This window comes from Trinickia sp. (genome assembly GCF_051953955.1).
GTDB lineage: Bacteria > Pseudomonadota > Gammaproteobacteria > Burkholderiales > Burkholderiaceae > Trinickia.
The window spans coordinates 1-25347 of sequence record NZ_JBQCIF010000023.1; the positions used below are offsets into that span (position 1 = coordinate 1).

At 65.5% G+C, this 25347-nt stretch carries 23 protein-coding genes; 16 read left to right on the plus strand and 7 right to left on the minus strand.

Features of this window, described 5'->3' with window-relative positions:
• The first annotated feature begins 4 nt into the window (after positions 1-4).
• From ACTHNZ_RS04235 to ftsB, 6 genes are all read left to right on the plus strand, one after another.
• The gene (locus ACTHNZ_RS04235; protein ID WP_440541269.1) at positions 5-2635 is read left to right on the plus strand and encodes a DNA internalization-related competence protein ComEC/Rec2; all 2631 of its coding nucleotides are present in this window, start codon (positions 5-7) and stop codon (positions 2633-2635) included.
• 25 nt (positions 2636-2660) lie between these two features.
• On the plus strand, positions 2661-3464 hold the full coding sequence (locus tag ACTHNZ_RS04240) for an alpha/beta fold hydrolase (protein ID WP_440541249.1): 804 nt from the start codon (positions 2661-2663) through the stop codon (positions 3462-3464).
• A 164-nt stretch (positions 3465-3628) separates the two neighbouring features.
• Positions 3629-5287 (plus strand): CTP synthase, encoded by a 1659-nt coding sequence (locus ACTHNZ_RS04245; RefSeq protein ID WP_440541250.1) that lies wholly within the window; start codon positions 3629-3631, stop codon positions 5285-5287.
• The gene (gene kdsA / locus ACTHNZ_RS04250) at positions 5284-6138 is read left to right on the plus strand and encodes a 3-deoxy-8-phosphooctulonate synthase (protein ID WP_440541251.1); all 855 of its coding nucleotides are present in this window, start codon (positions 5284-5286) and stop codon (positions 6136-6138) included. The genes ACTHNZ_RS04245 and kdsA overlap by 4 nt, the downstream gene beginning before the upstream one ends.
• A 48-nt stretch (positions 6139-6186) precedes the next feature.
• A complete protein-coding gene (gene eno, locus ACTHNZ_RS04255; RefSeq protein WP_430361341.1) occupies positions 6187-7470 on the plus strand; it encodes a phosphopyruvate hydratase in 1284 nt (427 codons plus the stop codon).
• An 80-nt stretch (positions 7471-7550) separates the two neighbouring features.
• Positions 7551-8009 (plus strand): cell division protein FtsB, encoded by a 459-nt coding sequence (gene ftsB / locus ACTHNZ_RS04260; protein WP_440541252.1) that lies wholly within the window; start codon positions 7551-7553, stop codon positions 8007-8009.
• A 57-nt stretch (positions 8010-8066) separates the two neighbouring features.
• On the opposite strand, the gene ACTHNZ_RS04265 is transcribed toward ftsB, so the two are convergent.
• The 3 genes from ACTHNZ_RS04265 to ACTHNZ_RS04275 form a co-directional block, all read right to left on the minus strand.
• Positions 8067-8477 (minus strand): hypothetical protein, encoded by a 411-nt coding sequence (locus ACTHNZ_RS04265; RefSeq protein WP_440541253.1) that lies wholly within the window; start codon positions 8475-8477, stop codon positions 8067-8069.
• Between the two features lie 84 nt (positions 8478-8561).
• Positions 8562-9512 carry an Hsp33 family molecular chaperone HslO gene (gene hslO / locus ACTHNZ_RS04270; RefSeq protein ID WP_440541254.1) on the minus strand — a complete coding sequence of 317 codons (951 nt, stop codon included), beginning with the start codon at positions 9510-9512 and terminating at the stop codon, positions 8562-8564.
• Positions 9513-9574: 62 nt separating this feature from the next.
• Positions 9575-10099, minus strand: a complete 525-nt coding sequence (locus tag ACTHNZ_RS04275; RefSeq protein WP_440541255.1) for a gamma carbonic anhydrase family protein — start codon at positions 10097-10099, stop codon at positions 9575-9577.
• Between the two features lie 205 nt (positions 10100-10304).
• Between ACTHNZ_RS04275 and ACTHNZ_RS04280 the strand changes: the two genes are divergently transcribed.
• From ACTHNZ_RS04280 to ACTHNZ_RS04320, 9 genes are all read left to right on the plus strand, one after another.
• The gene (locus tag ACTHNZ_RS04280; protein ID WP_440541256.1) at positions 10305-11198 is read left to right on the plus strand and encodes a ferritin-like domain-containing protein; all 894 of its coding nucleotides are present in this window, start codon (positions 10305-10307) and stop codon (positions 11196-11198) included.
• Between the two features lie 140 nt (positions 11199-11338).
• Positions 11339-12223, plus strand: coding sequence for an alpha/beta fold hydrolase (locus tag ACTHNZ_RS04285; protein ID WP_440541257.1), 885 nt, complete (start codon positions 11339-11341; stop codon positions 12221-12223).
• Positions 12224-12316: 93 nt separating this feature from the next.
• Positions 12317-13147, plus strand: coding sequence for a 3',5'-nucleoside bisphosphate phosphatase (locus ACTHNZ_RS04290; protein WP_440541258.1), 831 nt, complete (start codon positions 12317-12319; stop codon positions 13145-13147).
• A gap of 96 nt (positions 13148-13243) precedes the next feature.
• Positions 13244-13876, plus strand: a complete 633-nt coding sequence (locus ACTHNZ_RS04295; protein WP_440541259.1) for an L-threonylcarbamoyladenylate synthase — start codon at positions 13244-13246, stop codon at positions 13874-13876.
• Positions 13877-13922: 46 nt separating this feature from the next.
• The gene (locus ACTHNZ_RS04300) at positions 13923-14588 is read left to right on the plus strand and encodes a site-2 protease family protein (RefSeq protein WP_440541260.1); all 666 of its coding nucleotides are present in this window, start codon (positions 13923-13925) and stop codon (positions 14586-14588) included.
• A gap of 9 nt (positions 14589-14597) precedes the next feature.
• The gene (locus ACTHNZ_RS04305; protein WP_440541261.1) at positions 14598-15800 is read left to right on the plus strand and encodes a tryptophan--tRNA ligase; all 1203 of its coding nucleotides are present in this window, start codon (positions 14598-14600) and stop codon (positions 15798-15800) included.
• Positions 15801-15942: 142 nt separating this feature from the next.
• Entirely contained in the window at positions 15943-16860 is a 918-nt protein-coding gene (gene dapA / locus ACTHNZ_RS04310) for a 4-hydroxy-tetrahydrodipicolinate synthase (protein WP_440541262.1), read from the plus strand.
• 117 nt (positions 16861-16977) lie between these two features.
• Positions 16978-18114 carry an outer membrane protein assembly factor BamC gene (gene bamC, locus ACTHNZ_RS04315; RefSeq protein ID WP_440541263.1) on the plus strand — a complete coding sequence of 379 codons (1137 nt, stop codon included), beginning with the start codon at positions 16978-16980 and terminating at the stop codon, positions 18112-18114.
• Between the two features lie 10 nt (positions 18115-18124).
• Positions 18125-18907 (plus strand): MBL fold metallo-hydrolase, encoded by a 783-nt coding sequence (locus ACTHNZ_RS04320; protein WP_440541264.1) that lies wholly within the window; start codon positions 18125-18127, stop codon positions 18905-18907.
• A gap of 149 nt (positions 18908-19056) precedes the next feature.
• Here the strand turns inward: ACTHNZ_RS04320 and ACTHNZ_RS04325 are convergent, their stop codons facing one another.
• Positions 19057-19341 carry a hypothetical protein gene (locus tag ACTHNZ_RS04325; protein WP_440541265.1) on the minus strand — a complete coding sequence of 95 codons (285 nt, stop codon included), beginning with the start codon at positions 19339-19341 and terminating at the stop codon, positions 19057-19059.
• A gap of 228 nt (positions 19342-19569) precedes the next feature.
• On the minus strand, positions 19570-20811 hold the full coding sequence (locus ACTHNZ_RS04330) for a JmjC domain-containing protein (RefSeq protein WP_440541266.1): 1242 nt from the start codon (positions 20809-20811) through the stop codon (positions 19570-19572).
• Between the two features lie 31 nt (positions 20812-20842).
• Here ACTHNZ_RS04330 and ACTHNZ_RS04335 point away from each other — a divergent pair, with 31 nt between their 5' ends.
• The gene (locus tag ACTHNZ_RS04335) at positions 20843-21385 is read left to right on the plus strand and encodes an FKBP-type peptidyl-prolyl cis-trans isomerase (protein ID WP_440541267.1); all 543 of its coding nucleotides are present in this window, start codon (positions 20843-20845) and stop codon (positions 21383-21385) included.
• Here ACTHNZ_RS04335 and ACTHNZ_RS04340 read toward each other — a convergent pair.
• Together ACTHNZ_RS04340 and mutS are read right to left on the minus strand one after the other, a co-directional pair.
• On the minus strand, positions 21362-22705 hold the full coding sequence (locus ACTHNZ_RS04340) for a hypothetical protein (RefSeq protein ID WP_440541268.1): 1344 nt from the start codon (positions 22703-22705) through the stop codon (positions 21362-21364). The two genes, ACTHNZ_RS04335 and ACTHNZ_RS04340, sit on opposite strands and share 24 nt — an antisense overlap.
• Positions 22706-22707: 2 nt before the next feature.
• The gene (gene mutS, locus ACTHNZ_RS04345; RefSeq protein ID WP_440541270.1) at positions 22708-25344 is read right to left on the minus strand and encodes a DNA mismatch repair protein MutS; all 2637 of its coding nucleotides are present in this window, start codon (positions 25342-25344) and stop codon (positions 22708-22710) included.
• Between the last annotated feature and the right edge of the window lie 3 nt (positions 25345-25347).

Sequence of the window (25347 nt, forward strand, 5' to 3'; positions counted from 1 at the left end):
GCGAATGCGGGCGATGTTGATCGGCTTTGCGCTCGGCATCGCACTGCTGCAGCAACGCGCGGCGCTGCCGGGGCGTTGGGAATGGGCGGCGCTCGGTCTGTCGTTTGCTGCCGCGTGCGCGTTTGCCTTCGCTTGCGGGCCCAGGCGGCCGGTGGCGAGGGCTGGCGCGCGGGCTTCGGCGTGCCGCATGGCGGGGCGGTGGGCGGCCCAGTACCGTGGCGCCGCGCTGCCCTTGGCAACGTTCGCCGCCGCCTGCGTTGCGGGTTATGCCTACGCGGCCCTGCGTGCGGAGATACGCATGGCCGAGGCGCTGCCTATCGCTTGGGAGTCGCGCGACATCGCGCTCACGGGATCGATCCGCGGCTTGCCCACGCAAGACGCCGACGGTGTGCGGTTTTTGTTTGCGGTCGACACCAGGGACGCCGCTCGCACGACGGGCATCGAGCGTTTTCCATCCATCGTGCAACTGAGCTGGTCCGGCCGCGGCGGCAGCGCCGTTCCGAGGCTCCAGCCAGGGGAGCGGTGGCGTTTGACGGTGCGGCTCAAGCGTCCGCACGGGCATGCGAACTTCGGCGGCCATGATGCCGAGGCGGCATTTCTGGCTCGCGGCGTGCGTGCGACGGGCTACGTCGCCCGCGGCGCGTCGGCGCAACGGTTGCCCGGCGCAGCCGGCGGAATCGGGCGAATCGGCGCCTCGATCGACCGCGTGCGCTTCGGTTTGCGCGAGCGCGTAGGACAGGCGCTGGGCGGCGCCACGCATCACGGCATCGTGGCGGCACTTGCAATCGGCGTGCAAGACGCCATTGCCGAGCGCGATCGGCTCACGTTGCGCCGCACGGGGACGAGCCATCTCGTCGCGGTCTCGGGGCTCCACATCGGCTTCGTCGCAGGCCTGGCGGCTGCGCTCGCGGCCTGGCTGTGGCGCCGCTCGTGCGGGCTCGGCGCGATCCTCGCGCGGCGTGGCGCGCGCGAATGGCCGCTCACGCTGCCCGCGCCGATCGTCGCGGCGGCGGCCGGCGTGGCGAGCGCGGCCGGTTATGCGGCGCTAGCGGGTTTCAACGTGCCGGCCCAGCGTGCGTTGTGGATGCTCGTCGTGGCGAGCGTAGCGTTCGTGCTCGGCCGCAGCGTGGCGTTTTCGCTCATATTGGCGTGGGCTGCGGCGCTCGTGCTCATCGTCGATCCGTGGGCCGTGACGGCGGCCGGCTTCTGGCTGTCGTTCGGGGCGGTCGCGTTCATCGCCTTCGCGATGCGTGGCCGGCTGCGCGTGCGCGAAGACGAAGACGAAGACGAAGACGAAGACGACGGGCACGATCCGATCGAGGCGGTGCGCGCGAGCGATCCCGCATGGCAACCATCGCGCGAGCACGCTGGTCCTGACCGGGACCGGCGCCCACCGTGGCGCCGCCGCCTCGCGATGCTGCGGCGGCGCTGCGTCGATGCGCTCCGCGCGCAATGGGCCGTGACGATCGGCCTTGCGCCGCTCACGGCGTTGTGGTTCTCGCAGGTCTCGCTCGCCGGGCCGCTCGCGAATGCGGTGGCCGTCCCTTGGGTCAGCCTGCTCGTCGTCCCGGTGATCCTCGTTGCGATCGTGTTGCCGGCGCCGCTCGATGCACTCGGCTATCAACTGGCGCATGCGCTGCTGGAGCCATTGATGCGGATGCTGGGCGGCCTGGCAGAGTTGCCGTGGGCCGATCGGCACTTGCCGCGGCCGTCGCCGTGGGGGCTGGTCGCCGCACTCGCGGGCGTTGCGTGGTGCTTGATGCCGCGCGGCTGGCCGTTGCGGTTCGCGGCGCCGCTCAGTTGGCTACCGCTCGTCATCCCGCCCGCGGCGGACATCGAGGCGGGCGCGTTTCGGCTGACTGCGCTCGACGTCGGGCAGGGCGCGTCGATTCTCGTCGAAACGCGCCATCGCGCACTGCTGTTCGACGCAGGCCCAGGCCCCGAATCGACGAATGCCGGCGTGCGGATCGTCGCCCCTCATCTGCATGCGAACGGCGTCGCGCGTCTCGATGCGCTCGTCGTGAGCCACGGCGATGCCGATCATGCCGGCGGCGTGCCGGCGGTGCTCGATGCGCTCGAGGTACGGCAGGTGCTGGGCGGATTGCCACGCGCACACCGGCTCTGGGCGATGGCAAGCGCATACGGCGCCGAGCCGCTGCGTTGCGCGGCCGGGCAGCGCTGGGCGTGGGACGGTGTCGAATTCGAGGTGCTCTGGCCCGATCCGGGACCGTTGCCGCGGCGTTCGAACGAACAATCGTGCGTGCTGAAGATCGCGGCCGCAAGAACGAGCGCATTGCTGACGGGCGACATCGGCGCCTCGGCAGAGCGCGTGCTCGCCGGCCGCTCACCCGAGGCATTGCGGGCCGACCTGCTGCTCGTGGCCCACCACGGCAGCAAGACTTCATCGACCGAGCCTTTCCTCGACAGGGTCGATCCGCGCGCCGCGGTATTTCAGGTAGGCTATCGCAATCGCTTTGGTCATCCCCATCCGCACGTGTGGTCGCGTTTCGAGGCGCGCGGCATCGCACTCGCGCGCACCGATCGCGACGGCGCGGTGCGGTTCGAGACGACCGACGGCGCCCCTGCGCTCGAGCGTTATCGCGAATCGCATGCGCGCTACTGGATGGATCGATGAGAGACGAACTTGGAGGCAGCGGCGCTTGAAAGACATCATCCACTTTTCGCACGCGAACGGTTTTCCGGCATCGACCTACCGCACGCTGTTCGCCGAACTCTCCGATGATTACGAGCTTCGCTACATCGAGCGCATCGGCCACGATTCCCGCTATCCGGTCACGAGCGACTGGCCGCATCTCGTCGACGAACTGCTCGCCGACATCGGCCGCCGCTACGAGCGTCCGGTCTGGCTCGTCGGCCACTCGCTGGGCGGATATCTCTCGCTCATGGCCGCGCTCAAGCATCCGCATTGGGTGCGCGGCGTGGTGATGCTCGATTCACCCGTCATCGCGGGCTGGCGCGCGAACGTCTTGCGCTTCACGCAATGGACGGGGCTCGACGAGCGGCTCTCGCCGGCCGCGGCCACGCGCAAGCGCCGCACGCAGTGGGCGAGCCGCGACGATGCGTGGCGCCACTTCCACGCGAAGCGCGCGTTCGCCCGCTGGGACGAGCGGGTTTTGTCGGACTACGTCGATTTCGGCATTCCGCAAAGCTCGCCCGATGGAAAGCGCACGCTCGCGTTCGATCGCGACATCGAATACCGGATCTACCGAACGCTGCCGCGCACGTTGGGGCCGCGCCTCGCGCATGGAGCGCCGGTGCCGCTCGGGTTCATCGCCGGCACGCATTCGAAAGAGATTCGCCAAGTCGGCCTCGAGGTGACGCGGCGTGCGGCGCGCGGCCGTATCGAATGGATGGAGGGCAGCCACTTGTTCCCGATGGAGCGGCCGATCGAAACGGCGCGGGCGCTGCAAGGCATGCTGCGCGTGTTGCGCGAGGGCGGGTAGCGCGTTCGGGGGCGGGGCGGGCGTTTCAGCTGTTTCAGCCGTCTCAGGCATTTCCGTCGGCGCCGGCTTGCCTCGATCGCTGGGGTTCAGGCGGACACTCGCACGTCTGTTCATATGAGGGCGGACCCTAAGGTATAATCCGTTTTTCCCGCGAGCATCCAGCGATGACTAAATATGTTTTCGTCACCGGCGGCGTAGTGTCGTCCCTCGGCAAGGGCATTGCCGCCGCTTCTCTCGCCGCGATTCTCGAATCGCGCGGTCTCAAAGTCACCCTCCTCAAGCTCGATCCCTACATCAACGTCGACCCCGGCACGATGAGCCCGTTTCAGCACGGCGAAGTGTTCGTCACGGAAGACGGCGCTGAGACGGATCTCGACCTCGGTCACTACGAGCGGTTCATCAGCACGAAGATGCGCCGCGCGAACAACTTCACGACCGGGCAGATCTACGAATCGGTGATCCGCAAGGAGCGCCGGGGCGATTACCTCGGCAAGACCGTGCAGGTGATTCCCCACATCACGAACGAGATCCAAGCGTTCATCGAGCGCGGGGCGGCGTCGGCCACCTGCGGCGAGCCCGACGTGGCGATCGTCGAAATCGGCGGCACCGTCGGCGACATCGAATCGCTGCCGTTCCTCGAGGCGGCGCGGCAAATGAGCCTGCGTCTCGGCCGCAACAGCGCTTGCTTCGTGCACCTGACGCTCGTGCCGTTCATCGCGACGGCGGGCGAACTGAAGACGAAGCCGACGCAACACAGCGTGCAGAAGCTACGCGAGATCGGAATCTTGCCGCACGTACTGCTGTGCCGCGCCGATCGCCGCATTCCGGACGACGAATGCAAGAAGATCTCGATGTTCTCGAACGTTCCCGAAGACGCCGTCATCTCGGTGTGGGACGTCGACAGCATCTACAAGATTCCGCAGATGCTGCACGATCAAGGCCTCGACACCATCATTTGCGAGGAACTGAAGCTGCAGCCGAAGCCGGCCGATCTGTCGATGTGGTCGGCGATCGTCGAGAAGCTCGAGCAGCCGAAGCATGAAGTCACGATCGGCATGGTCGGCAAGTACGTCGATCTGACCGAATCGTACAAGTCGCTGATCGAAGCGCTGCGCCATGCATCGGTGCATACGTCGACGAAGGTCAACATCGAGTACATCGATTCGGAACAGATCGAAACGGAAGGCGTCGAAAGCCTCAAGCATCTCGACGCCGTGCTCGTGCCGGGCGGCTTCGGCCGTCGCGGCACCGAAGGCAAGATCGCGGCGATCCGCTATGCCCGCGAAGCGAAGGTGCCGTATCTCGGCATCTGCCTCGGCATGCAACTGGCCGTGATCGAATTCGCGCGCGACGTCGTCGGCCTGCAAGGCGCGAACAGTACCGAGTTCGACGCTGGCACGGAGCACCGTGTCGTCGCGCTGATCACCGAATGGTACGACCGCGAAGGCCGCGTCGAAAAGCGTACGGAAGAGTCCGATCTCGGCGGCACGATGCGCCTCGGCTCGCAGCGCTGCCCGATCAAGCCCGGCACGCTGGCCGAGGAGATCTACGGCAAGGACGTGAACGAGCGTCATCGCCACCGTTATGAAGTCAATAACCGCTACGTGCCGCAGCTCGAAGGCGGTGGGCTCATCATCAGCGCGCGCACGCCGAGCGAGGATCTGCCCGAAATGATGGAGCTGTCGCGCAGCCTGCATCCGTGGTTCGTCGGCGTGCAGTTCCACCCTGAATTCACGTCGACGCCGCGCGACGGCCATCCGCTGTTCAAGTCGTTCGTCGAAGCGGCGCGGGCCTGTCACGAGGCGCGCAAGGAGAAGGCATGAAGCTGTGCGATTTCGAAGTCGGTCTCGATGAGCCGTTCTTTTTGATCGCGGGTACCTGCGTCGTCGAATCGGAGCAGATGACGATCGATACGGCCGGCCGGCTCAAGGAGATTTGCGCGAAGCTCGGCATCCCGTTCATCTACAAGTCCTCGTACGACAAGGCCAATCGCAGCTCGGGCAAGTCGTTTCGCGGGCCCGGCGTGGACGAAGGCTTGCGCATTCTCGCCGAAGTCAAGCGCCAGCTCGGCGTGCCCGTGCTGACCGACGTGCACGACGTCGAGCAGATCGAGCAGGCGGCGGCCGTCGTCGACGTCCTGCAAACGCCGGCATTTCTTTGCCGTCAAACCGATTTCATCCATGCCTGCGCGCGCTCGGGCAAGCCCGTGAACATCAAGAAGGGTCAGTTTCTCGCGCCGCACGACATGAAGAACGTCATCGACAAGGCGCGCGATGCCGCGCGCGAAGCGGGCCTGTCGGAAGATCGCTTTCTGGCCTGCGAGCGCGGCGCATCGTTCGGTTACAACAATCTCGTCTCGGACATGCGTTCGCTCGCGATCATGCGTGAGACGGGCGCCCCCGTCGTGTTCGACGCCACGCACTCGGTGCAGCTGCCGGGCGGGCAGGGCACGAGTTCGGGCGGCCAACGCGAGTTCGTCCCCGTGCTGTCGCGTGCGGCGGTTGCCGTCGGCGTGGCGGGCCTGTTCATGGAAACGCACCCCGATCCCGCGTGCGCGCTGTCGGACGGCCCTAATGCCGTGCCGCTGCGGCGCATGAGCGACTTGCTGGAGACGCTCGTCGCATTGGATTCCGTCGTGAAACGCACTGCCTTCATCGAGCGCGATTTCAACTGACCGCACTGGTGTCAAGAAAGAGAATTCATCGTCATCTAAGAGGAAATCATGAGTGCAATCGTAGATATCATCGGCCGCGAGATTTTGGATTCGCGAGGCAATCCGACCGTCGAATGCGATGTGCTGCTCGAATCGGGCACGATGGGCCGTGCGGCCGTGCCTTCGGGCGCGTCGACGGGCTCGCGCGAGGCGATCGAGCTGCGCGACGGCGAAGCCGGCCGCTACAGCGGCAAGGGCGTGCTCAAGGCGGTGGAGCACATCAACACCGAGATTTCCGAAGCGATCATGGGCCTCGACGCGTCGGAGCAAGCGTTCCTCGACAAGACGCTGCTCGAGCTCGACGGCACCGACAACAAGTCGCGCCTGGGCGCGAACGCGATGCTGGCCGTTTCGATGGCCGTCGCGAAGGCCGCGGCTGAGGAAGCGGGCCTGCCCCTGTACCGCTACTTCGGCGGCTCGGGCGCGATGCAACTGCCGGTGCCGATGATGAACATCGTCAACGGCGGCGCGCACGCGAACAACAGCCTCGACATCCAAGAATTCATGATCGTCCCGGTCAGCCAGCCGACGTTCCGCGAAGCGCTCCGTTGCGGCGCGGAAGTGTTCCATGCGCTGAAGAAGATCTTGTCCGACCGCGGCATGAGCACGGCCGTGGGCGACGAAGGCGGCTTCGCACCGAACTTCGGCAGCAACGCCGAATGTCTGTCCGCGATCCTGCAAGCGATCGAGAAGGCCGGCTACCGTGCCGGCGAAGACGTCCTGCTCGCGCTCGATTGCGCGGCCAGCGAGTTCTACCACGACGGCAAATACCAGCTGGCCGGTGAAGGCCTGCAGCTGTCGTCGGCGGAATTCACCGACTACCTGGCCACGCTCGCCGACAAATTCCCGATCGTTTCGATCGAGGACGGCATGCACGAGAGCGACTGGGACGGCTGGAAGCTCTTGACGGACAAGCTCGGCAAGAAGATCCAACTCGTCGGCGACGACCTGTTCGTGACGAACACGCGCATTCTGAAGGAAGGCATCGAGAAGGGCATCGCGAACTCGATCCTGATCAAGATCAACCAGATCGGCACGCTGACGGAAACGTTCGCCGCGATCGAAATGGCCAAGCGCGCCGGCTACACGGCCGTCATTTCGCACCGCTCGGGCGAAACGGAAGATTCGACGATCGCCGACATCGCCGTGGGCTTGAACGCCGGGCAGATCAAGACGGGCTCGCTCTCGCGCAGCGATCGCATCTCGAAGTACAACCAATTGTTGCGAATCGAGGAAGATCTCGGCGATATCGCCAGCTACCCGGGCAAGTCGACGTTCTATAACCTGCGTTGACGCACTCGTCGCTTCACTCGTTCGTTTAGCATGCCGCCCCGTGCTTCGCCCGGGGCGGTTTTGAATCTGCGGCTCTTTGAATGCGCCTCGTCACCGTCGTCCTTCTCGCCCTGCTCGCGCTGATTCAGTATCCGCTCTGGTGGGGCCATGGCGGGTGGCTGAGCGTGCACGCATTGCGTGGACAATTGGCGGCGCAGCAACAAAAGAACGCCGACGAGAAACTGCGCAACGAACAGCTCGAAGGGGAAGTGCAAGATCTCCAAAACGGCACGGCTGCCGTGGAGGAGCGCGCGCGCTACGAGATGGGCATGGTCAAGGACGGCGAGGTGTTCGTGCAATTCGTTTCGCCGAATGCGACATCGAGCGTGCCGGCCAATCTCGCGCCGAGCACTACGTCGACACGCGGCGAAGTATCGGCCGCGCCCGTCAGCGTCGTGCCGAATCCCGTTTCACGCGAGAAGCCGAAGCGTTCCGAAAAGAAGCGCGCAGCCGAAAAGAACAAGCATACGGCCGGCCAGAAGTCCCACAACGCCGGTTGACGCCGAAGCATCGCCCCGCACGCGGCACCCGGCGTGCACCTTCGCTACGCTATTGCGTCACCACCACCAGCCCGGGTAATAACCGGGGTAGTAGCCGGGGCTGTAATAGCTCACGCCCCAGCCGCTGTTCCATCCGCCGTAATAACCGCCGAACGTCACGGGCGCCGAATAATAGTGGGGCGTGTAGTAGCGCGCCCAAGTATCGGCAGCGATAGCCTCGTTTTGCTCCCGCGTGACCTGCTTGTCGATTTCGGCGTAACGCTTTTTCTCATCAGGGCTGAGCGGGCGGGCGCTCTCGCTGGCGCCCGGTTGCCCTGGGGCGAGGCGGCTCAGCACGATGCCGGGCGGCGGGGCAACGACGCACCCGCCCAGCGCGGCAGCGAGCGCCGCGCCGGCGGCCATGCTGACGATGCGGCCCGGCGCGGCCGCACGCGCGAGCGACTGAAGCGGGCGGAGCAATGCGTTCATGGGGCGAACTCCGAGTGTTGCGACGAACGAAGCGAACGAAGCGCGAACGCGGCGGGGCCGCGGCGGACACGAGCCGAGCGGCGCTCAGTGCTGCTGCGATTGCACCGGTGCGACGCCGGACGATACCTCGCGCGCCGCGAACAATTGCGCGACATCGACAGGATCGAATTCGTAGCGCTGGTTGCAGTACTCGCAATGAATCTCGACCCGTCCTTGCTCGTCGATCACGCTGTCGACTTCATCACGCCCGAGCATCTTCAGCATGGAACCGACGCGTTCGCGCGAGCAACTGCATTCGAAGCGGGTAAGCGTCGGCGCGAAGTGCTGCACGTTCTCTTGCCAGAATAGACGCCTGAAGAGCGTCTGAGGTTCTTCCCCGAGCAGTTCGGCCGGCGAAAGCGTGCTGCCGAGCACGCAGACGCGCTCCCACGTATCGGCATCGTGCTCGCCCGCGTGCGGGACGATGCCGCCGTCGCCGGGCAGCTTTTGCAGCAGCATGCCGACGGCGCGGTCGGTGTTCGCGGCGAGCCACAGGCGCGTATCGAGCTGCTCGGAGTGATGCATGTAGTGCTCGAGCACTTGTGCGATCGACTGCAGCGGGCCCTCTTGTCCGTTCAACGGCACGATCCCCTGGTACGGCTGCTGGCCGGGGAACTTGTCCGCCGGATCGAGCGTGATGACGCAGCGCCCATGGCCGCTTGCGTTGAGCAGTTCGACGAAAGACAGGCTTTCGCTCAGCGTTTCGTCGAATTCGCTCGAGATCTTTGCCGTGGCGCGCATCGTCAACGACGAGTTGCAATGCACGACGAGCATCTTGATCGGCCCGTCGCCGAAAATCTGCATGATCATCGTGCCGTCGAATTTCAGGTTCGCCGACAGCAGCGCGCAGGCGGCCATCATCTCGCCGAGGATGTCGCGCACGGCCGTGGGGTACTGCCGGCGCACGAGCACTTCCTGCCAGGTGTTGCGCAGCGAGACGATCTCTCCGCGTACCGGCGCGCTGGCGAACATGAATTTTTGCAGCTGGTCGTCCACAACTCTTCCTTCAATCAATCGTCGATGCCGCCGGCGGAGCCGGCAGCGGGGGGCGCCGCACGTTAGCCGATACGCACGAGCTGTGCCTTGAATAGGTCGCGGCGCTCCACGTAGCTCGCGGCGCTTCTTTCGAGGCCGGCGACTTCCTCGTCCGTCAGTTCTCGGGCGACGCGGGCCGGCGCGCCGAGAATCAGCGACCGGTCGGGAAACGTCTTGTTCTCGGTGACGACGCTGCCGGCGCCGACCAGACAGTTGCGGCCGATGACCGCACCATTCAAGATCACCGCCTGAATGCCGACGAGCGAGCCGTCGCCGATCGTGCAGCCGTGCAGCATCGCTTGATGCCCGACGGTCACGTTCCGGCCGATGGCGAGCGGGCGGCCCGGATCGGTATGAAGGACAGCACCTTCTTGGACGTTGCTGCCGACGCCGACCGTGATCGGCTCGTTGTCGCCGCGAATGGCCGCGCCGAACCATACGCTCGCGTTTTCCTCGAGCGTCACCTTGCCTACGATCGTGGCGGTATCGGCCACGAAGACGCTCTCGTGAATCGTTGGAGCATGCGCTCCCAGCTTGTAGATCGGCACAACGATGTCTCCTTTGGCCAGCCCGGCGCAACGGGCCGGTACAATGCAGCGGCATGGGCGGCGCCGCCGCGCGGGGGGTGTCGAATCGCATATTGTAAACGGTCCGCTTGGCGGCCGTGCCGCGGTGCTTGCGCTGCCTCGCAACCGATGCTTCCCATCCCCGCTACGCGCTCTGTCTTTTTCATCTTTATCGATACCCTCGCCGATGAACCCGCCAGCGTCTCGCCCTTTTTCGCCCAACGATGCCGCCTTCGACATGCGAAGCGCTGCACTCGCCGCCCTGAGCGAGCGGGAGCCGGACGCCAAGGTTGCCGCGGTTGGTATGCTCCACGCGCGCTATCGAGCCGGGGAGGCGAGATGCCGTGCTGATGAAATCATCACGGAGCCCGCCGGCCTGCCGGGGCGTCCCGTCAAGCCTCTTCTGGTCGAGCCGCGGCGTTTGCGCCACCGCGGGATGCAGACCGAAGAGGGGCGGGCCGTCTTGCTGCATGCGATTGCCCATATCGAATTCAACGCAATCAATCTCGCGCTGGATGCCGTCTGGCGGTTTCGCGGCATGCCCGAAGCGTTCTACGCCGATTGGCTGCAGGTGGCGTTCGAGGAGGCCCGCCACTTCGGATTGTTGCAGGCGCGCCTACGCGAGTTCGGCCATGCCTACGGCGACTATCCAGCCCACGATGGCCTCTGGGACATGTGTGCACGCACGAGCGACGACGTCCTCGCACGGATGGCGCTCGTGCCGCGCACGCTCGAGGCGCGCGGGCTCGATGCTTCGCCGCCGATCCGCGCGCGTTTGCTGCAGGCGGGGGACGCGCCATCGGCAGCGATCCTCGATGTCATTTTGCGCGACGAAATCGGGCACGTTCGCATCGGCAACCGATGGTTCCGGCATCTATGCGAAGCGCGGGCGCTGGACCCCCATGAGGCCTACACCCGCCTGGCCGAGCAGTATCGCGCGCCGCGGCTGCGCGGCCCCTTCAACTTCGACGCGCGGCGCGAGGCCGGTTTCGACGAAGACGAGTTGGCGGCCCTGGCGGCCCATGCCCCGGGCACGCAGCCCGATCCCCATCCCGATGTGGACAGCGCTCGCGAACGTTGAGCATGCGCCCGTTGCGAGTGGGTGCCGGCAGCATCGTCGAGGGAACCGTCTAACGAACGGCACGCCCGGCGTCGGCAAAAACAGCGATTGGCCGATATAATCGAACGACCATTCTTTTTTCGCCGCTACCGAAACTCGATATGAACGACTCGCGATCCGATTTCGTCACCGTCCGTGGCATCAAGCTGCACGCGCGGCGCTGGGGGAACCCCGATGCGCCGACGCTCTTCATGCTGCATGGCTGGATGGACGTATCGGCGTCGTTCCAGTTCGTCGTCGACGCGTTGGGCGGCGATTGGCAGGTCATTGCGCCCGATGCGCGCGGCTTCGGGCTTTCGGATTGGCCCGTTGCCGAGCGCGGCGGCGGACACTACTGGTTCCATGACTATCTGACCGATCTCGACGCGCTGCTCGATCATTACGCGCCGAGCGGGCAGGTCAATCTCGTCGGGCACAGCATGGGCGCGAACGTGGCGTGCCTCTACGCGGGTGCACGCCCGGCGCGCGTTCGGCGCGTCGTCGATCTCGAGGGTTTCGGGCTCGCGCCCGCGCACCCGAGCGAATGGCCGCGGCGGCTGGCGGCATGGCTCGACGATATCCGCGAGCCGGCTCGGCTCAAACCCTACGCGTCGCTCGACGAGGTGGCCGCGCGCCTGATGAAGACGAACCCGCGGCTCGCGCTCGAGCGCGCGCGTTTCTTGTCCCGCCACTGGGCGAAGCCGGGCGACGACGGCCGTTATTGCCTGCTTGCCGACCCGGCGCACAAGCATCACGGGCCGCTGCTGTATCGCTTGGACGAAGTGATGGCCGTTTGGTCGAAGGTGACGGCGAAGGTGCTGCACGTCGAGGCCGTCGGCTCGCCGACTTTGTCCATGCTGGCCGGCACGATTCCGCTGAGCGAGTACAAGGCGAGGTTCGCAGCGTTTCCCGATTGGCGCGAAAAGCTCATCGAAGACGCCGGACACATGGTTCATCACGATCAGCCGGAGCAAGTGGCTGCGCTCATCGAAGCGTTTTGCGCATAGCGGCGCTTAGCGCACACGAAGATACGGTGAGCGGTTGGCCCGCTCGAACCGGGCGTTGCGGGTAAAATGAACGGATTACCCGATACCCACAGCATGAACGCCGATCTTCACTGCCATTCGAACGTCTCCGACGGCCAGCTCACGCCCGCCGAGGTCGCACGCCGCGCGCACGCGGGCGGCGTCACCCTGTGGGCGCTGACCGATCACGACGTATTGGCGGGGCAGGCGCCCGCGCGCGCCGAAGCCGAGTCGCTCGGCATGCGCTACTTGAATGGCGTCGAGATTTCGGTCACTTGGGCGTCTCGCACGGTGCACGTCGTCGGCCTCGGCATCGATCCATCGTGCCCGGCGCTCGTCGCGGGGCTCCTCGCCACGCGCAGCGGGCGCGCGCAGCGCGCGCAGGCAATGAGCGACGCGCTTGCCGCGGTCGGGATCGAAGGCGCCTACGAGGGCGCGCTGCGGTACGTGTCGAACCCCGATCTGATCTCGCGCACGCACTTTGCGCGCTTTCTCGTCGAGCGGGGCCATGCGGCGTCGACGGCGGACGTCTTCGACCGCTACCTCGGCGAAGGCAAGCCCGGCTACGTCCCGCACCGGTGGGCCTCGCTTGAGAACGCCGTCGAATGGATCCTGGCCGCGGGCGGGGTTGCAGTCATTGCCCATCCGGGCCGCTACAAGTACACGCCGCTCGAGTTCGACACGCTGTTCGGCCAGTTCATCGATCTGGGCGGCAAGGCCATCGAAGTCGTGACGGGCAGCCACACGCCCGATCAATACCGCGAATATGCCGATGTCGCTCGCCGCTTCGGCTTCGAGGCCTCGCGCGGCTCGGATTTCCATGCGCCGGCGGAAGGGCGCACCGAGCTCGGCAAGCTGCCGCCGCTGCCGTCCGATCTCACGCCCGTTTGGGAGCGCTGGCTTTAGCGCGCCCACTGGTGTCTTTGGTTCAAACCGTGCGCGGCGAGGGATCGCCGTTTCTGCCGTTTCTGCCGTTTCCGTCGGTTCATCGACTGCTCGCTCATGTCCCAATTCTTCAGGATTCACCCTGACAACCCGCAGCCGCGCCTGATCTCGCAAGCCATCCAGATCGTGAAGGAGGGCGGCGTGATCGCGCTGCCGACCGATTCGAGCTACGCGCTAGCGTGCCGCCTCGACGACAAGGACGCCGTCACGCGCGTGCGCCGCATTCGCGGGCTCGACGAGCGGCAGCATTTGTCGCTGCTCGTGCGCGACCTGTCCGAACTGGCGACGTTCGCGATGGTCGACAACCGGCAGTTTCGGCTCATCAAGTCCGTGACGCCGGGGCCCTACGTGTTCATCCTGCTGGCGACGAAAGAGGTGCCGCGGCGCCTGTCGCATCCGTCGCGCAAAACGATCGGCTTGCGCGTGCCCGACCACGCCATTACGCTCGCGCTGCTCGAAGCGCTCGGCGAGCCGTTGATGGCCACGACGCTGATTCTGCCGTCCGAGGACGAACCGCTCAACGATCCCGAGGAAATCCGCAGCCGTCTCGAAAAGCAGATCGATCTCGTCATCGATGGCGGCGCCTGCCCGCGCGAGCCGTCGACGGTCATCGATCTGACGGGCGAGACGCCCGTGCTCGTGCGCGCGGGCCGAGGCTCGCTCGAGCCGTTCGGGCTCGAGGCGGCGTGAGTGCCGCGGCGGCGGGACTCGTCTGGGCGCTTGTTACAATACTTCCATGAATCCCTCTTTGATCCAGACGATCGTCGTCTACGCGCTGCCGGTGATTTTCGCCATCACGCTGCACGAGGCCGCGCACGGGTACGTCGCTCGCCTGCTCGGCGACAACACCGCCTACATGATGGGGCGCGTTTCGTTCAACCCGATGCGCCACATCGATCCGGTCGGGACGATCGCGATTCCGCTGGTGCTCTATTTTCTGACCGGCGGCGCCTTCATGTTCGGGTATGCGAAGCCCGTGCCCGTCGTGTTCCGCAATCTGCGCAATCCGCGCTGGGGCACGTTCTGGGTCGCGCTGGCCGGCCCGCTGTCGAATTTCATCCAGGCGCTGCTCTGGGGCGTGGTGGCCGTGCTGCTGCCGGGGCTCGGCGTCGACGAGCCGTTTTTCACGCGGATGGCGGCGGCCGGCGTCGGCGTCAATCTCGTGCTCGGCGTGATCAATCTTTTTCCGCTGCCGCCGCTCGACGGCGGGCGGGTGCTGATGGCGCTGCTGCCGCCACGGCCGGCACTTGCGCTCGCTCGCTTGGAGCGATGGGGTTTTTTCATCGTCATGGCCCTGCTCGTGACGGGACTTCTGACCAAAGTTTGGCTGCGCCCGCTGGTTTCGTTCGGCTACGATGCCGTGACGACCATCCTGACTCCTCTTGCTTCGCTTCTCAACTGACCTGAAACCATGTTTCCAGACCGTATCTTTTCCGGCATGCGCCCGACAGGGTCGCTCCACCTCGGCCACTACCACGGTGTGCTCAAGAACTGGGTCCGGCTTCAGTCGGAGTATCCGTGCTTCTTTTGCGTCGTCGATTGGCACGCGCTGACGACGCACTACGAAACGCCCGAGGTCATCGAAAAGAACGTCTGGGAAGTGCTGATCGACTGGCTCGCGTCGGGCATCGATCCGGCGCAGGCGACGCTGTTCATTCAAAGCCGCGTGCCCGAGCATGCCGAGCTCGCGCTGCTGCTCGGCATGAGTGCGCCGCTCGGCTGGCTCGAGCGGGTGCCGACCTACAAGGAGCAGATCGAAAAGCTCAAGGACAAGGATTTGTCCACGTACGGCTTTCTCGGCTATCCGGTCCTGATGGCGGCCGACATCCTGCTGTATCGCGCCTCGCTCGTGCCCGTTGGCGAGGATCAAGTCCCGCACGTCGAAATGACGCGCGAGATCGCGCGCCGGTTCAACTACCTGTACGGGCGCGAGCCGGGATTCGAGGAGAAGGCGCTGGACGCGGCGAAAAAGCTCGGCGGCAAGCGCTCGAAGCTCTATCACGAACTGCGCAACGCGTATCAGCAGGAAGGCGACGACGAGGCGCTCGAGCAAGCGCGCGCGATGCTGCAGGAGTCGCAAAGCTTGTCGATGAGCGATCGCGAGCGGCTGTTCGGCTATCTCGAAGGTTCGCGCAAAATCATCCTCGTCGAGCCGCAGGTCATGCTGACGAAGGCGTCGCGCATGCCGGGGCTCGACGGGCAGAAGATGTCGAAGTCTTACGGCAACACGATCGGCCTGCGCGAGGACGCGGAGACGATCACGAAAAAGGTTCGCACGATGCCGACCGATCCCGCGCGCGTGCGCCGCACCGATCCGGGCGACCCGGACAAGTGCCCCGTGTGGCAGTTGCACCAGGTCTATTCGGACGAAGCGACGCACGAGTGGGTGCAAAAGGGCTGCCGCTCCGCGGGGATCGGCTGCCTCGAGTGCAAGCAGCCCGTGATCGAAGGCATCTTGCGCGAGCAGCAGCCGATGCTCGAACGCGCGCAAAAATACATGGACGATCCGTCGCTGCTGCGCGCGATCGTGGCCGACGGCTGCGACAAGGCGCGCAAGTTCGCGACCGAGACGATGCGCGACGTCCGCGAGGCAATGGGGCTGTCGTACTCGTGACGGCTCGGGCCCGGGCCTGCCGGTCCTTGCCGGCGCTTCCCCCCCGGGCCGTGCCACGACCGGCGGCGCGGCCACCGTGCGTTACGATTTGGCCTGCTAATCCGCTACAATCGCGTTTTCACGTTTGAATTCATGGCGTTTCATGGCTAACGGCACATCCAGCGGCACCCAAGGCGGCCTGCGCATTGGCGGCAGTATTCCGGCGATCGTCACGCCGATGCTCGAAACCGGCGAGCTCGATCTGCCGGCGTTTCGCAAGCTGATCGATTGGCACATCGAAGAGGGCACGAACGCCCTGTGCGTCGTCGGAACGAGCGGTGAATCGGCCACGTTGTCGGTCGAGGAGCATGTCCTCATGATCCAGACGGCCGTGGAGCATACGGCCGGGCGCATTCCGGTCATCGCCGGCGCAGGCGGCAACTCCACCGTCGAAGCGGTCGAGCTGACGAAGCAGGCGAAGTCGCTCGGGGCCAGCGCCACGCTGCAGGTCGTGCCTTACTACAACAAGCCGACGCAAGAAGGCATGTATCGCCACTTCGCGAAGATCGCGGAATCGGTCGATCTGCCCGTCATCCTCTACAACGTGCCGGGCCGCACCGTGGCCGACATGTCGGCGGAAACGGTTTTGCGCCTCGCCCAAGTGCCGGGCATCATCGGCGTCAAGGAAGCGACGGGCAACATCGATCGCGCGGCGCAGCTGATCAAGGCGGCGCCTTCGCATTTCTCGATCCTGAGCGGCGACGATCCGACCGCGATTGCGCTGATGCTGCTCGGCGGGCACGGCAACATCTCGGTCACGGCCAACGTTGCGCCGCGTGCGATGAGCGAGCTGTGCAAGGCCGCGATCGCGGGCGACGCCAAAACGGCGCGCGAGATTCATTTCAAGCTGCTCTCGCTGCACAAGCACCTGTTCATCGAATCGAACCCGATTCCGGTGAAGTGGGCGCTCGAGCAGATGGGGCGGATCAAGAGCGGCATTCGCCTGCCGCTGACGCCGCTCGATGCGCAGTACCACCCCGTGGTGCGCGCGGCGCTCGTCGAGGCGGGCTTGCTCGCATAAAGCGATCGGCGTGCGGTTCCGCCGCATCGGATCGGTTGTATCTGTCCCCATCGACGTCGAAACCGAGCCCACGCTCAGCGCCGTCGCAGGCATGTGTTGCGCATCACGAAGGACCTCATGAAACGTTCCGCTTTTTCTATCCATGCCATCCGCGCAGCGGCGCTCGTGCTCGCGATCTCGACGCTCGCAGGGTGCGATACGCTCAACGACTGGTTCTCTACCGATCGAGTCGATTACAAGTCGACGGGCTCCGCACCGCCGCTGAAGGTGCCGAGCGATCTCGACGAAGCCAAGGTGCAGTCGCAGTACACGGCGCCGCCCGTCAGCGCGGCATTGGGCGGCGCGCCGCAGCGCAACGCCACGACGGCCGGCAACTCCAGCGAGGGCGTGCCCACCGCGCAAGATCCGCTCGGCATGCACGTCGAGCGTGACGGCGATCGCCGCTGGCTCGTCGTCGACGGACGCACGCCCGATCAGTTGTGGCCGCAACTCGAGGCGTTCTGGAAATCCAACGGCTTCGTGCTGAAAACGGACGTTCCCGCCACGGGCATCATGACGACCGATTGGGCCGAGAACCGCGCGAACATTCCCGACGATTGGTTCCGCCGCACGATCGGCCGCGTCATCGATTTCGCGTACTCGTCGGGCACGCGTGACCGCTTCCGCACGCTCGTGGAGCGCGGGCCGAACGGCTCGACCGATGTTTCGATCACGCACAGCGCGCTCGAAGAAATGATGACGGGGCAGGACAAGGAATCGTCGCGCTGGGTGGAGCGGCCGCGCAATCCGGTGCTCGAGGCCGTGTTCCTGTCGAAGCTGATGGAGCAGTTCGGCCTGACCGAGGCACAGTCGAAGCAACTGCTCGCCGACGCGCGGCCTGCCACCGCGCCCGCCACGATCGACATGAGCGGCGGCACCACCACGCTCGCGCTGGCCGACCGCTTCGACGTGGCCTGGCTGCGTGTCGGGCTCGCGCTCGATCGTACGAACTTCACCGTCGACAATCGCGATCGCGAAAAAGGTATTTACTACGTTCGCTACGCCGATTCGACGCAAGAGCTGAAGCGCGACGGCCTGTTCGGCAAGCTGTTCTACAGCAACTCGCAGAAGCAGAAGTCCGGCAAGGAGTTTCGCGTCAACGTTCGTCCGAACGGGGCGGGCACGGACGTATCGATCGTCGATGCCAGCGGCCAGATCGATACGTCGTCCGAGGCGAAAAACATCATTTCGCTCCTGCACGCTCAGTTGAACTGATCTTCGTTCCATGCGCTTCGCAAGCCTCGGCAGCGGTAGCGAGGGCAATGCCCTCGTCGTCGAGGCCGCCAGCGGCCATACCTCGACGCGCGTGCTGCTCGATTGCGGATTCTCCGCGAAAGAACTCGAGCGGCGCCTTGCGCGCCTTCAATACGGCATCGATGCGCTCGATGCCGTGCTCATCACGCATGAACATAGCGATCACATCGGCAGCGCGCTGACGCTCGCGCGCAAGTGGTCGCTGCCCCTCTATATGAGCTGGGGGACGGCGAAGGCCGTCGGCGCCGATTGCGCCGATGTCGATTTGCATGTGCTCTGGGGCGACGAGACGGCCGCTATCGGCGATCTCGAAGTGCTACCCTACACCGTGCCCCACGACGCCCGGGAGCCGCTGCAATTCGTCTTCTCGGACGGCGCGCGTCGCTTAGGGGTCCTAACCGACGTCGGAACGTCCACGCCCCACATTACGAGCATGCTGAGCGGCTGCGATGCGCTCGTGCTCGAATGCAATCACGACCCGCAAATGCTCGCGACGAGCCGCTATCCGCAATCGCTGAAAGCGCGTATCGGCGGCAATCACGGACATTTGAGCAACGACGCGGCCGCCGACATTTTGGCGGCGCTGGACAGGAGCCGGCTCACGCACGTCGTGGCGGCGCATCTGAGTCAACAAAACAATCTGCCGGAGCTCGCGCAGGGCGCGCTGGCGAGGGTGCTCGGCGCGGTAGCCGAAGACGTCATGGTCGCGTCGCAAGACCTGGGATTCGATTGGCTCGGTTGCGGTGGGCGTTGAATGTGCTCTTTGCGTTACCCGTGGCGGTAACGAAGCGGGTGCGGGCAACTACGTGCGTAACGACGTGGGTATTAGGCGGAAACAGCGGGCGTAGGCAACAAAAAACCGGCTCGAGGCCGGTTTTTTGTTGCCTCGATACAGGCAAATGCTTACTGGCTTGCGCCCGAAGCAGGAGCAGCGGCCGAAGCGCCAGCGTCCGAAGCGGCAGCTGCGCCCGAAGCAGCAGCACCCGCGTCGCTCGCAGCAGCCGAGGCGTCGCTAGCAGCAGCCGAAGCGCTCGAAGCAGCAGCGCCCGCATCGCTCGCAGCAGCAGCCGGAGCCGAAGCAGCAGCGGCGTCGCTAGCCGGAGCGGCAGCGTTTTGGTCGCTGCTCTTGTTGCACGCAGCGAGTGCAACAGCCGCCAACAGGGATGCTACGAGGAGGGATTTCTTCATGATCACGTCCTTTTATGGTTAAAGGTAAGCAACAGCGCGAAATAATACCGGTAATGTGCTCCAACACCAACCTAGGCCGCTGGTGGGATGCACTTCAGAGCGTGAATCTTCCCCACGGCTTGGGCGGAAATTATATGCACTTTCGTATCGACCGTCGACAAAGCAGGGTCAATACGTTGCCTTTCTCATACAGAATTTAACCGTAATCGATAGGTTGGGCGGCCAGCTTCATGGGAATGCGCCGACTCGTACCCAGCCGGCACGATACCACTCGTACAGCAAGCCTGTCACCGACCCATCGGTCGAGAGTGTTACAAAGCGTTTCCCCTCCATTCGTCGAGCGTCGGCCAATTCGCAGAGCCATTTGCGACTGCGGGGAAGGGCCGATTCTTCACCGTTGATGAAGTAGGTTCGGGCGCCATAAAGCAGCGATGCCTTGTTGTCGAGACGAAGACCGTGGGCCTGCGCGCGCGCAACGAACGCGGCTTCGACCAGCGGCCGCTCCGGCGTGTCGAAGACGACTTGAGGCTTCGGCTCGCTCAAATAGCTGCCGAGGAACGAGACCAGGTCCCGTTCCGTCCACTTCACGCGTGCAAGGATCGCGCCAAGCTCGGCCACGAGGGCGTCGGGCAGCTTCGCCGGGTGCGCCACGGCGCTTTGGTTCGGGTCGCGATAGAGCCGCTCGCCGGCCTGCGAATGCGCGGCATCGCCCCGTTCCGCCAAATAGTAGAGAAACTGGCCGATGAGCTCGTTCGCCGAAGGGGCCCGAAACCCGATCGAGCAGGTCATGCATTCGCCTTGAGCCACACCGTCGTGCGCGATGTGCGGCGGCAGATACAGCATGTCGCCGGGCTCGAGCAGCCACTCTTCGTCAGGCTCGAAATGCTGTAAAACCTTCAACGGCAGTCCAGGTTTTAAAGTCAGGTCGCGCTGGGCTGAGATTCGCCAGCGGCGCGTGCCTTGCACCTGCAGCAGGAAGACGTCGTAAGAATCGAAATGCGGGCCGACACCGCCGCCGTCCGTCGCGTAGGAGATCATCAAGTCGTCCAAGCGTGCGTCGGGCACGAAGCGAAACCGGTCGAGCAGGGCGCGCGCGCGATCGTCGTGCAGATCGACGCCCTGCACGAGCAAGGTCCAATCGCGGCGCTTGACGCTCGGAAGCATGCCGGCGTCGAACGGGCCATGGTCGAGGCGCCACCGCCCGCGCGTTCGCGAGATGAGGCGCGATTCGGCATCGTCACTCGAAGCCAACTCGAACAACGCGTCGCGCGAAAGCGGAGCTTCGACGCCGGCGATGGCGCCGCGGATCAACAAGGGCTTCTTTTGCCAATAGCGCCGCATGAACTGCGACGGCGTGAGGCCGCCGAGCAAAGGCGTGGGCGTGTCGGGCGAGGGCGGCGCCGCGAGCGTCAGGGACGAAATAGGCGTGGCCGCCGTGCGGGCCGGATGGTCGGAGGGCCGCTTGGGCATCGTATAATGGGAAAGTATTTTGGAGACTCGAATGAAAATTGCAAAAAACACCGTTGTGTCTGTCGCGTACAAGCTCTCGGATGCCCAGGGCAACCTCATCGAGGAAAGCGACGAGCCGATGGTCTATCTGCACGGCGGCTATGATGGCACGTTCCCCAAAATCGAGGAAGAACTCGACGGGCACGAGCCAGGCTTCCAGACGCAGATCCAACTCGAGCCTCAAGACGCGTTCGGCGATTACGATCCCGAGCTCGTGAAGATCGAGCCGCGCAACCGCTTTCCTGAACCGCTCGAAGTCGGCATGCAGTTCGAAGGCACGCCCGAGGACGGCGAGGACGAAATGGATTCGCTCGTCTACACGGTGACGGATCTCGCGGAAGACAAAGTGGTGCTCGACGGCAACCACCCGCTGGCCGGGATGGCGCTGCGCTTCGCCCTGACCGTCAAGGAAGTGCGCGAAGCCACGGCCGATGAAATCGAGCACGCGCACGTGCACGGCGCGGAAGGCATCGAAGTCGTCGACGAAGACGATGACGACGAGGAAGGCGCCTCAGGAGCCCCCACCTTGCATTGAGTTCGGTTCCGCCGGCGGCGTCGGCGCGCGAGGCGCGGACGATGCGCTCGCGGGTGAAGCGGGCGTAGCGGTGCCGCTGCCGATGCCCGCCGGCGCTTCGCTGAAGGTATCGGGCAAGAGGGGCGGCTCCGACGGGGCCGGCTGCGGCACGGGTGGCGCGGATGCGGGTGGCGGCACGGACGGCGCCGGCATCACATACTGGATCCCCGGCAGCGGTTCGATGGTAGGCGCGGCCGCACTCGCCGCCGACGCCGGAGGTTGCGTCGGTGCTGCCGGTGCGCCCGGCGTTGCCGGCAACGATGTCGGTACCGTGTGCACGCTCACGCGAAACGGCGCGGCTCGGCGATAGTTCACATCGAACGATACCCATTGCGTTCGAGCGTCGCGCGGCGCGATCGCGATGCGCGTCAAATTGGCGACACGCACACCCTTGTCGTTGTAAAGCGGCTGATCGATGGCGAATCCGTCTGCGGGCGCATGAGCGCTGTGGTGAATCAGCACGATGGGGCCGCGAAACGTTTGCGCCGCATTCACGAGGCTGCGTTTGAATTCGAGGTACCCGTCCGGCTTGCGATGCCGGGCGAAGCGAAGCCAGGCGAAGCGATCCGCGTGTTCTTCGTAGCGAGCAAAGTCGGGATCCGCCTCGATGAAGACGACGAGCGCTTTCGCGCGACGCCGTTTGGCAAATTCCGCCGCATGCTCGAGCCAAAACGCGGAAGCGATGGCACGATCGTCGAATTCGCCGTTGCGCCCGCCCGCGTTCGAGTAGTGGTTGTTGCCGCCGACCACATCGAGGCCGACGAAGACGGTGTCGTCCTCTTCCCACCGGACGTTCTCACGAAACGCATGGAATCGTGCAACGTCGCTTTCGCGCGTCAATGCAAGCGTGGGCCGGCCTAGCGAGACCGTGTCCGAAAACAACGTCTGGCGCAGAAAATCGAGCCGCTCCGCGGCGTCGTAGCCGCCGGCCGCCGCGCTCGCGCAATCGGCCCAATCGTGCTGTCCGGGAATCACGACGAGCGGCAGCGCCGATGCTTCGAGCAATTGCTCGCGCCTGTCATAGAGCGTATCGGCACAGCGCTCGGTGGGGCCTTTGATGTTGCCGTCGTAGACAACGAACGCTAGACGCGGATCGAGCCCGATGGCTTCGATCAGGCGTTGAGCAGCCGGCTCGTCGGCAGGGCTCGTCATGACGCCGGAGATCACGGCGAACGCATAGTGCGGCTCGGCAGCCCGTGCGGGACCGGCGAGCGACGACAGGTACCCCAACGTCAACGCGATGGCGACTAAGCCGCGATGCGCGCCCGCCCGTCGGCGCATCGTCACCGCTCGTGCTCCCGATTGCCGGACGCGTTCGCTGCGCTGGCGAGCTCATGCAGTTCATAGATGAGCTCGAGCGCGTCGCGCGGGCGAAGCTCGTTCGGATCGATTTGCTTGAGCCGCTCGAGCGCAGGGTGGGGCAATTGCGCGGCCGTATCGACGCCGGTGTCCTCCGGCTCGTCGGCTGCATCCTCGACGTATAGCGGAGCCGCGAACAAGTCGAGCTGGGGCGTGGCCTGTGCGACCGATTGCTGCTCGAGATGCGCGAGGTGCTTGCGCGCGGCCCGGATCACGGGCGAGGGGACGCCTGCCAACTGTGCGACTTGCAGGCCGTAGCTTTGGCTTGCGGGCCCTTCGCTGACGGCGTGGAGGAAGACGATGCCGTGACCGTGCTCGACGGCCGACAAGTGCACGTTGGCGGCCTGTGCGAATTCGGCCGGCAATTGCGTGAGCTCGAAGTAGTGCGTCGCGAACAACGTGTAGCAGCCGTTGGCCGACAGCAGATGGCGGGCAATGGCCCATGCGAGCGCGAGACCGTCGAACGTGGACGTGCCGCGGCCGATTTCGTCCATCAACACGAGGCTGTGCTCGGTCGCATCGTTGAGAATCGCGGCCGCTTCGGTCATCTCGACCATGAACGTCGAACGGCCGCCCGCGAGATCGTCGGCGGCTCCGATACGCGTGAAAATGCGGTCGATCGGGCCGAAGCGGGCCCGCTGCGCGGGCACGTAGCTGCCCACGTAGGCCATCAACGCAATGAGGGCGGTCTGCCGCATGAACGTCGACTTGCCGCCCATGTTCGGACCGGTGATCAAGAGCAGTTTGCGCTCCACGCTCAGGCGGCAATCGTTCGCCACGAACTGCTCGACTTGCGCTTCGACGACGGGGTGGCGTCCTTGCTCGATGTCGATGCCGCCGTCTTCCGAGAATTCCGGCGCGACCCAGCGCAGCGCTTGCGCGCGCTCGGCGAAGGCAGCCAGCAAATCGAGTTCGGCGAGTGCGGCGGCGACGCGCTGGCAGTCTTCGATGAACGGCAGCAGCGTTTGCAGGAGCGCGTCGTAGAGTGCGCGTTCGCGCGCGAGTGCACGCTCTTGCGCCGACAGCGCTTTGTCCTCGAACGCTTTGAGCTCGGGCGTGATGTAGCGCTCGGCGTTCTTCAGCGTTTGCCGGCGGCGATAATCGTCGGGCACCTTATCGGTTTGGCCGCGCGTGACCTCGATGTAGAACCCGTGGACCTTGTTGTACTCGACGCGCAGATTGTTGATGCCCGTGCGCGTCCGTTCGCGCGTTTCCAGATCGATCAGGAATTGGCCGCAGTTCTCGGAAATGTCGCGCAACTCGTCGAGCTCGCTATCGTAGCCGCGCGCGATGACGCCGCCGTCGCGCACCATCGCGGACGGCTCTTCGGCCACGGCGCGCGTCAGCAGATCGACGCAGCCGGCCGGCGGCTCGAGTGCGGTGCCGATGCGCTCGAGCGCGGGGGTACCGGCTGCCATCGCGGTGACGAGCTCGCGCAGCGCGGGCAGCGTCGCGAACGTATCGCGCAGGCTCGATAGATCGCGCGGCCGCGCGGAGAGCAGCGCGAGGCGGCCCGTGATGCGCTCGACGTCCGCTATCTTGCGCAGCGTGCCGCGCAGCATGTCGAGGCTCGTGCCGTGCGGGGCATCGAGCAATGCGCCGATCGCTTGCTGACGCGACTGCGCGACGACGGCGGCGCGCGGCGGATGATGGAGCCAATGACGCAGCAGGCGGCTACCCATCGTCGAGCAGCAGGTGTCGAGCAGCGAGCACAGTGTCGGCGATTCGCCGCCTCGCAGCGTCTCGGTCAACTCTAGATTGCGGCGCGTGGCCGGATCGAGCCCGATGTACTCGGATTCGGTTTCGACTTTTAGGCTGCGCACGTGGCGCAATTGCTGGCCTTGAGTCGAAGCGGCATAGAGCAGCACAGCGCCCGCGGCGCCGCACGCGCTTGTGAGCCCCTCGGCGCCGAAGCCGTCGAGGCTGGCGACGTTCAGTTGGTCGCACAGCCGCTGGACGCCGGAGGCGACGTCGAAGTGCCAAGCCGGCACGCGCGTGAGCGTGCCGGAGCTCGTGCCCGGCAGGCTATCGGCCGCGCCGTCGGCGACGAGCACTTCGGCGGGCCGGATGCGCTCGAGCGCTGCGGCGACCTCGCTCGGCGCGACTTCGGCGAGCCGTAGCGCACCGCTCGCGAGGTTCAGCCATGCGAGGCCGATCGCCGTCGTCACGCCGCGCTTGTTGTGCGCGGGGCAAGCGGCGAGCAGATAGAGATCGCTCTTATCGGAGAGCAGGGCGGCATCGGTGAGCGTGCCCGGGGTGACGATGCGTACGACCTTGCGTTCGACGGGCCCCTTGGACGTGGCCGGATCGCCGATCTGCTCGCAGATGGCGGCCGACTCGCCGAATTTCACGAGCTTCGCGAGATATTGCTCGACGGCGTGATACGGCACGCCGGCCATTTTGATCGGATTGCCGCCCGATGCCCCGCGCTGCGTGAGCGTCAGATCGAGCAGGCGTGCGGCTTTTTCGGCATCGTCGAAGAAGAGCTCGTAGAAGTCGCCCATGCGGAAGAACAGCAGCGTGCCGGGGTGATCGGCTTTGATGCGCAGGTATTGCTGCATGTA

What these genes read in the sequence shown, in the direction of transcription:
- ACTHNZ_RS04245 (WP_440541250.1), top strand. Translation starts at nt 3,629, where the DNA reads ATGACTAAATATGTTTTCGTCACCGGCGGCGTAGTGTCGTCCCTCGGC.
- ACTHNZ_RS04285 (WP_440541257.1), top strand. Translation starts at nt 11,339, where the DNA reads ATGAACGACTCGCGATCCGATTTCGTCACCGTCCGTGGCATCAAGCTG.
- kdsA (WP_440541251.1), top strand. Translation starts at nt 5,284, where the DNA reads ATGAAGCTGTGCGATTTCGAAGTCGGTCTCGATGAGCCGTTCTTTTTG.
- bamC (WP_440541263.1), top strand. Translation starts at nt 16,978, where the DNA reads ATGAAACGTTCCGCTTTTTCTATCCATGCCATCCGCGCAGCGGCGCTC.
- eno (WP_430361341.1), top strand. Translation starts at nt 6,187, where the DNA reads ATGAGTGCAATCGTAGATATCATCGGCCGCGAGATTTTGGATTCGCGA.
- ACTHNZ_RS04325 (WP_440541265.1), bottom strand. Translation starts at nt 19,341, where the DNA reads ATGAAGAAATCCCTCCTCGTAGCATCCCTGTTGGCGGCTGTTGCACTC.
- ACTHNZ_RS04320 (WP_440541264.1), top strand. Translation starts at nt 18,125, where the DNA reads ATGCGCTTCGCAAGCCTCGGCAGCGGTAGCGAGGGCAATGCCCTCGTC.
- mutS (WP_440541270.1), bottom strand. Translation starts at nt 25,344, where the DNA reads ATGCAGCAATACCTGCGCATCAAAGCCGATCACCCCGGCACGCTGCTG.
- ACTHNZ_RS04295 (WP_440541259.1), top strand. Translation starts at nt 13,244, where the DNA reads ATGTCCCAATTCTTCAGGATTCACCCTGACAACCCGCAGCCGCGCCTG.
- ACTHNZ_RS04300 (WP_440541260.1), top strand. Translation starts at nt 13,923, where the DNA reads ATGAATCCCTCTTTGATCCAGACGATCGTCGTCTACGCGCTGCCGGTG.
- ACTHNZ_RS04335 (WP_440541267.1), top strand. Translation starts at nt 20,843, where the DNA reads ATGAAAATTGCAAAAAACACCGTTGTGTCTGTCGCGTACAAGCTCTCG.
- dapA (WP_440541262.1), top strand. Translation starts at nt 15,943, where the DNA reads ATGGCTAACGGCACATCCAGCGGCACCCAAGGCGGCCTGCGCATTGGC.
- ACTHNZ_RS04340 (WP_440541268.1), bottom strand. Translation starts at nt 22,705, where the DNA reads ATGCGCCGACGGGCGGGCGCGCATCGCGGCTTAGTCGCCATCGCGTTG.
- ftsB (WP_440541252.1), top strand. Translation starts at nt 7,551, where the DNA reads ATGCGCCTCGTCACCGTCGTCCTTCTCGCCCTGCTCGCGCTGATTCAG.
- ACTHNZ_RS04265 (WP_440541253.1), bottom strand. Translation starts at nt 8,477, where the DNA reads ATGAACGCATTGCTCCGCCCGCTTCAGTCGCTCGCGCGTGCGGCCGCG.
- ACTHNZ_RS04305 (WP_440541261.1), top strand. Translation starts at nt 14,598, where the DNA reads ATGTTTCCAGACCGTATCTTTTCCGGCATGCGCCCGACAGGGTCGCTC.
- ACTHNZ_RS04280 (WP_440541256.1), top strand. Translation starts at nt 10,305, where the DNA reads ATGAACCCGCCAGCGTCTCGCCCTTTTTCGCCCAACGATGCCGCCTTC.
- ACTHNZ_RS04235 (WP_440541269.1), top strand. Translation starts at nt 5, where the DNA reads ATGCGGGCGATGTTGATCGGCTTTGCGCTCGGCATCGCACTGCTGCAG.
- ACTHNZ_RS04290 (WP_440541258.1), top strand. Translation starts at nt 12,317, where the DNA reads ATGAACGCCGATCTTCACTGCCATTCGAACGTCTCCGACGGCCAGCTC.
- ACTHNZ_RS04330 (WP_440541266.1), bottom strand. Translation starts at nt 20,811, where the DNA reads ATGCCCAAGCGGCCCTCCGACCATCCGGCCCGCACGGCGGCCACGCCT.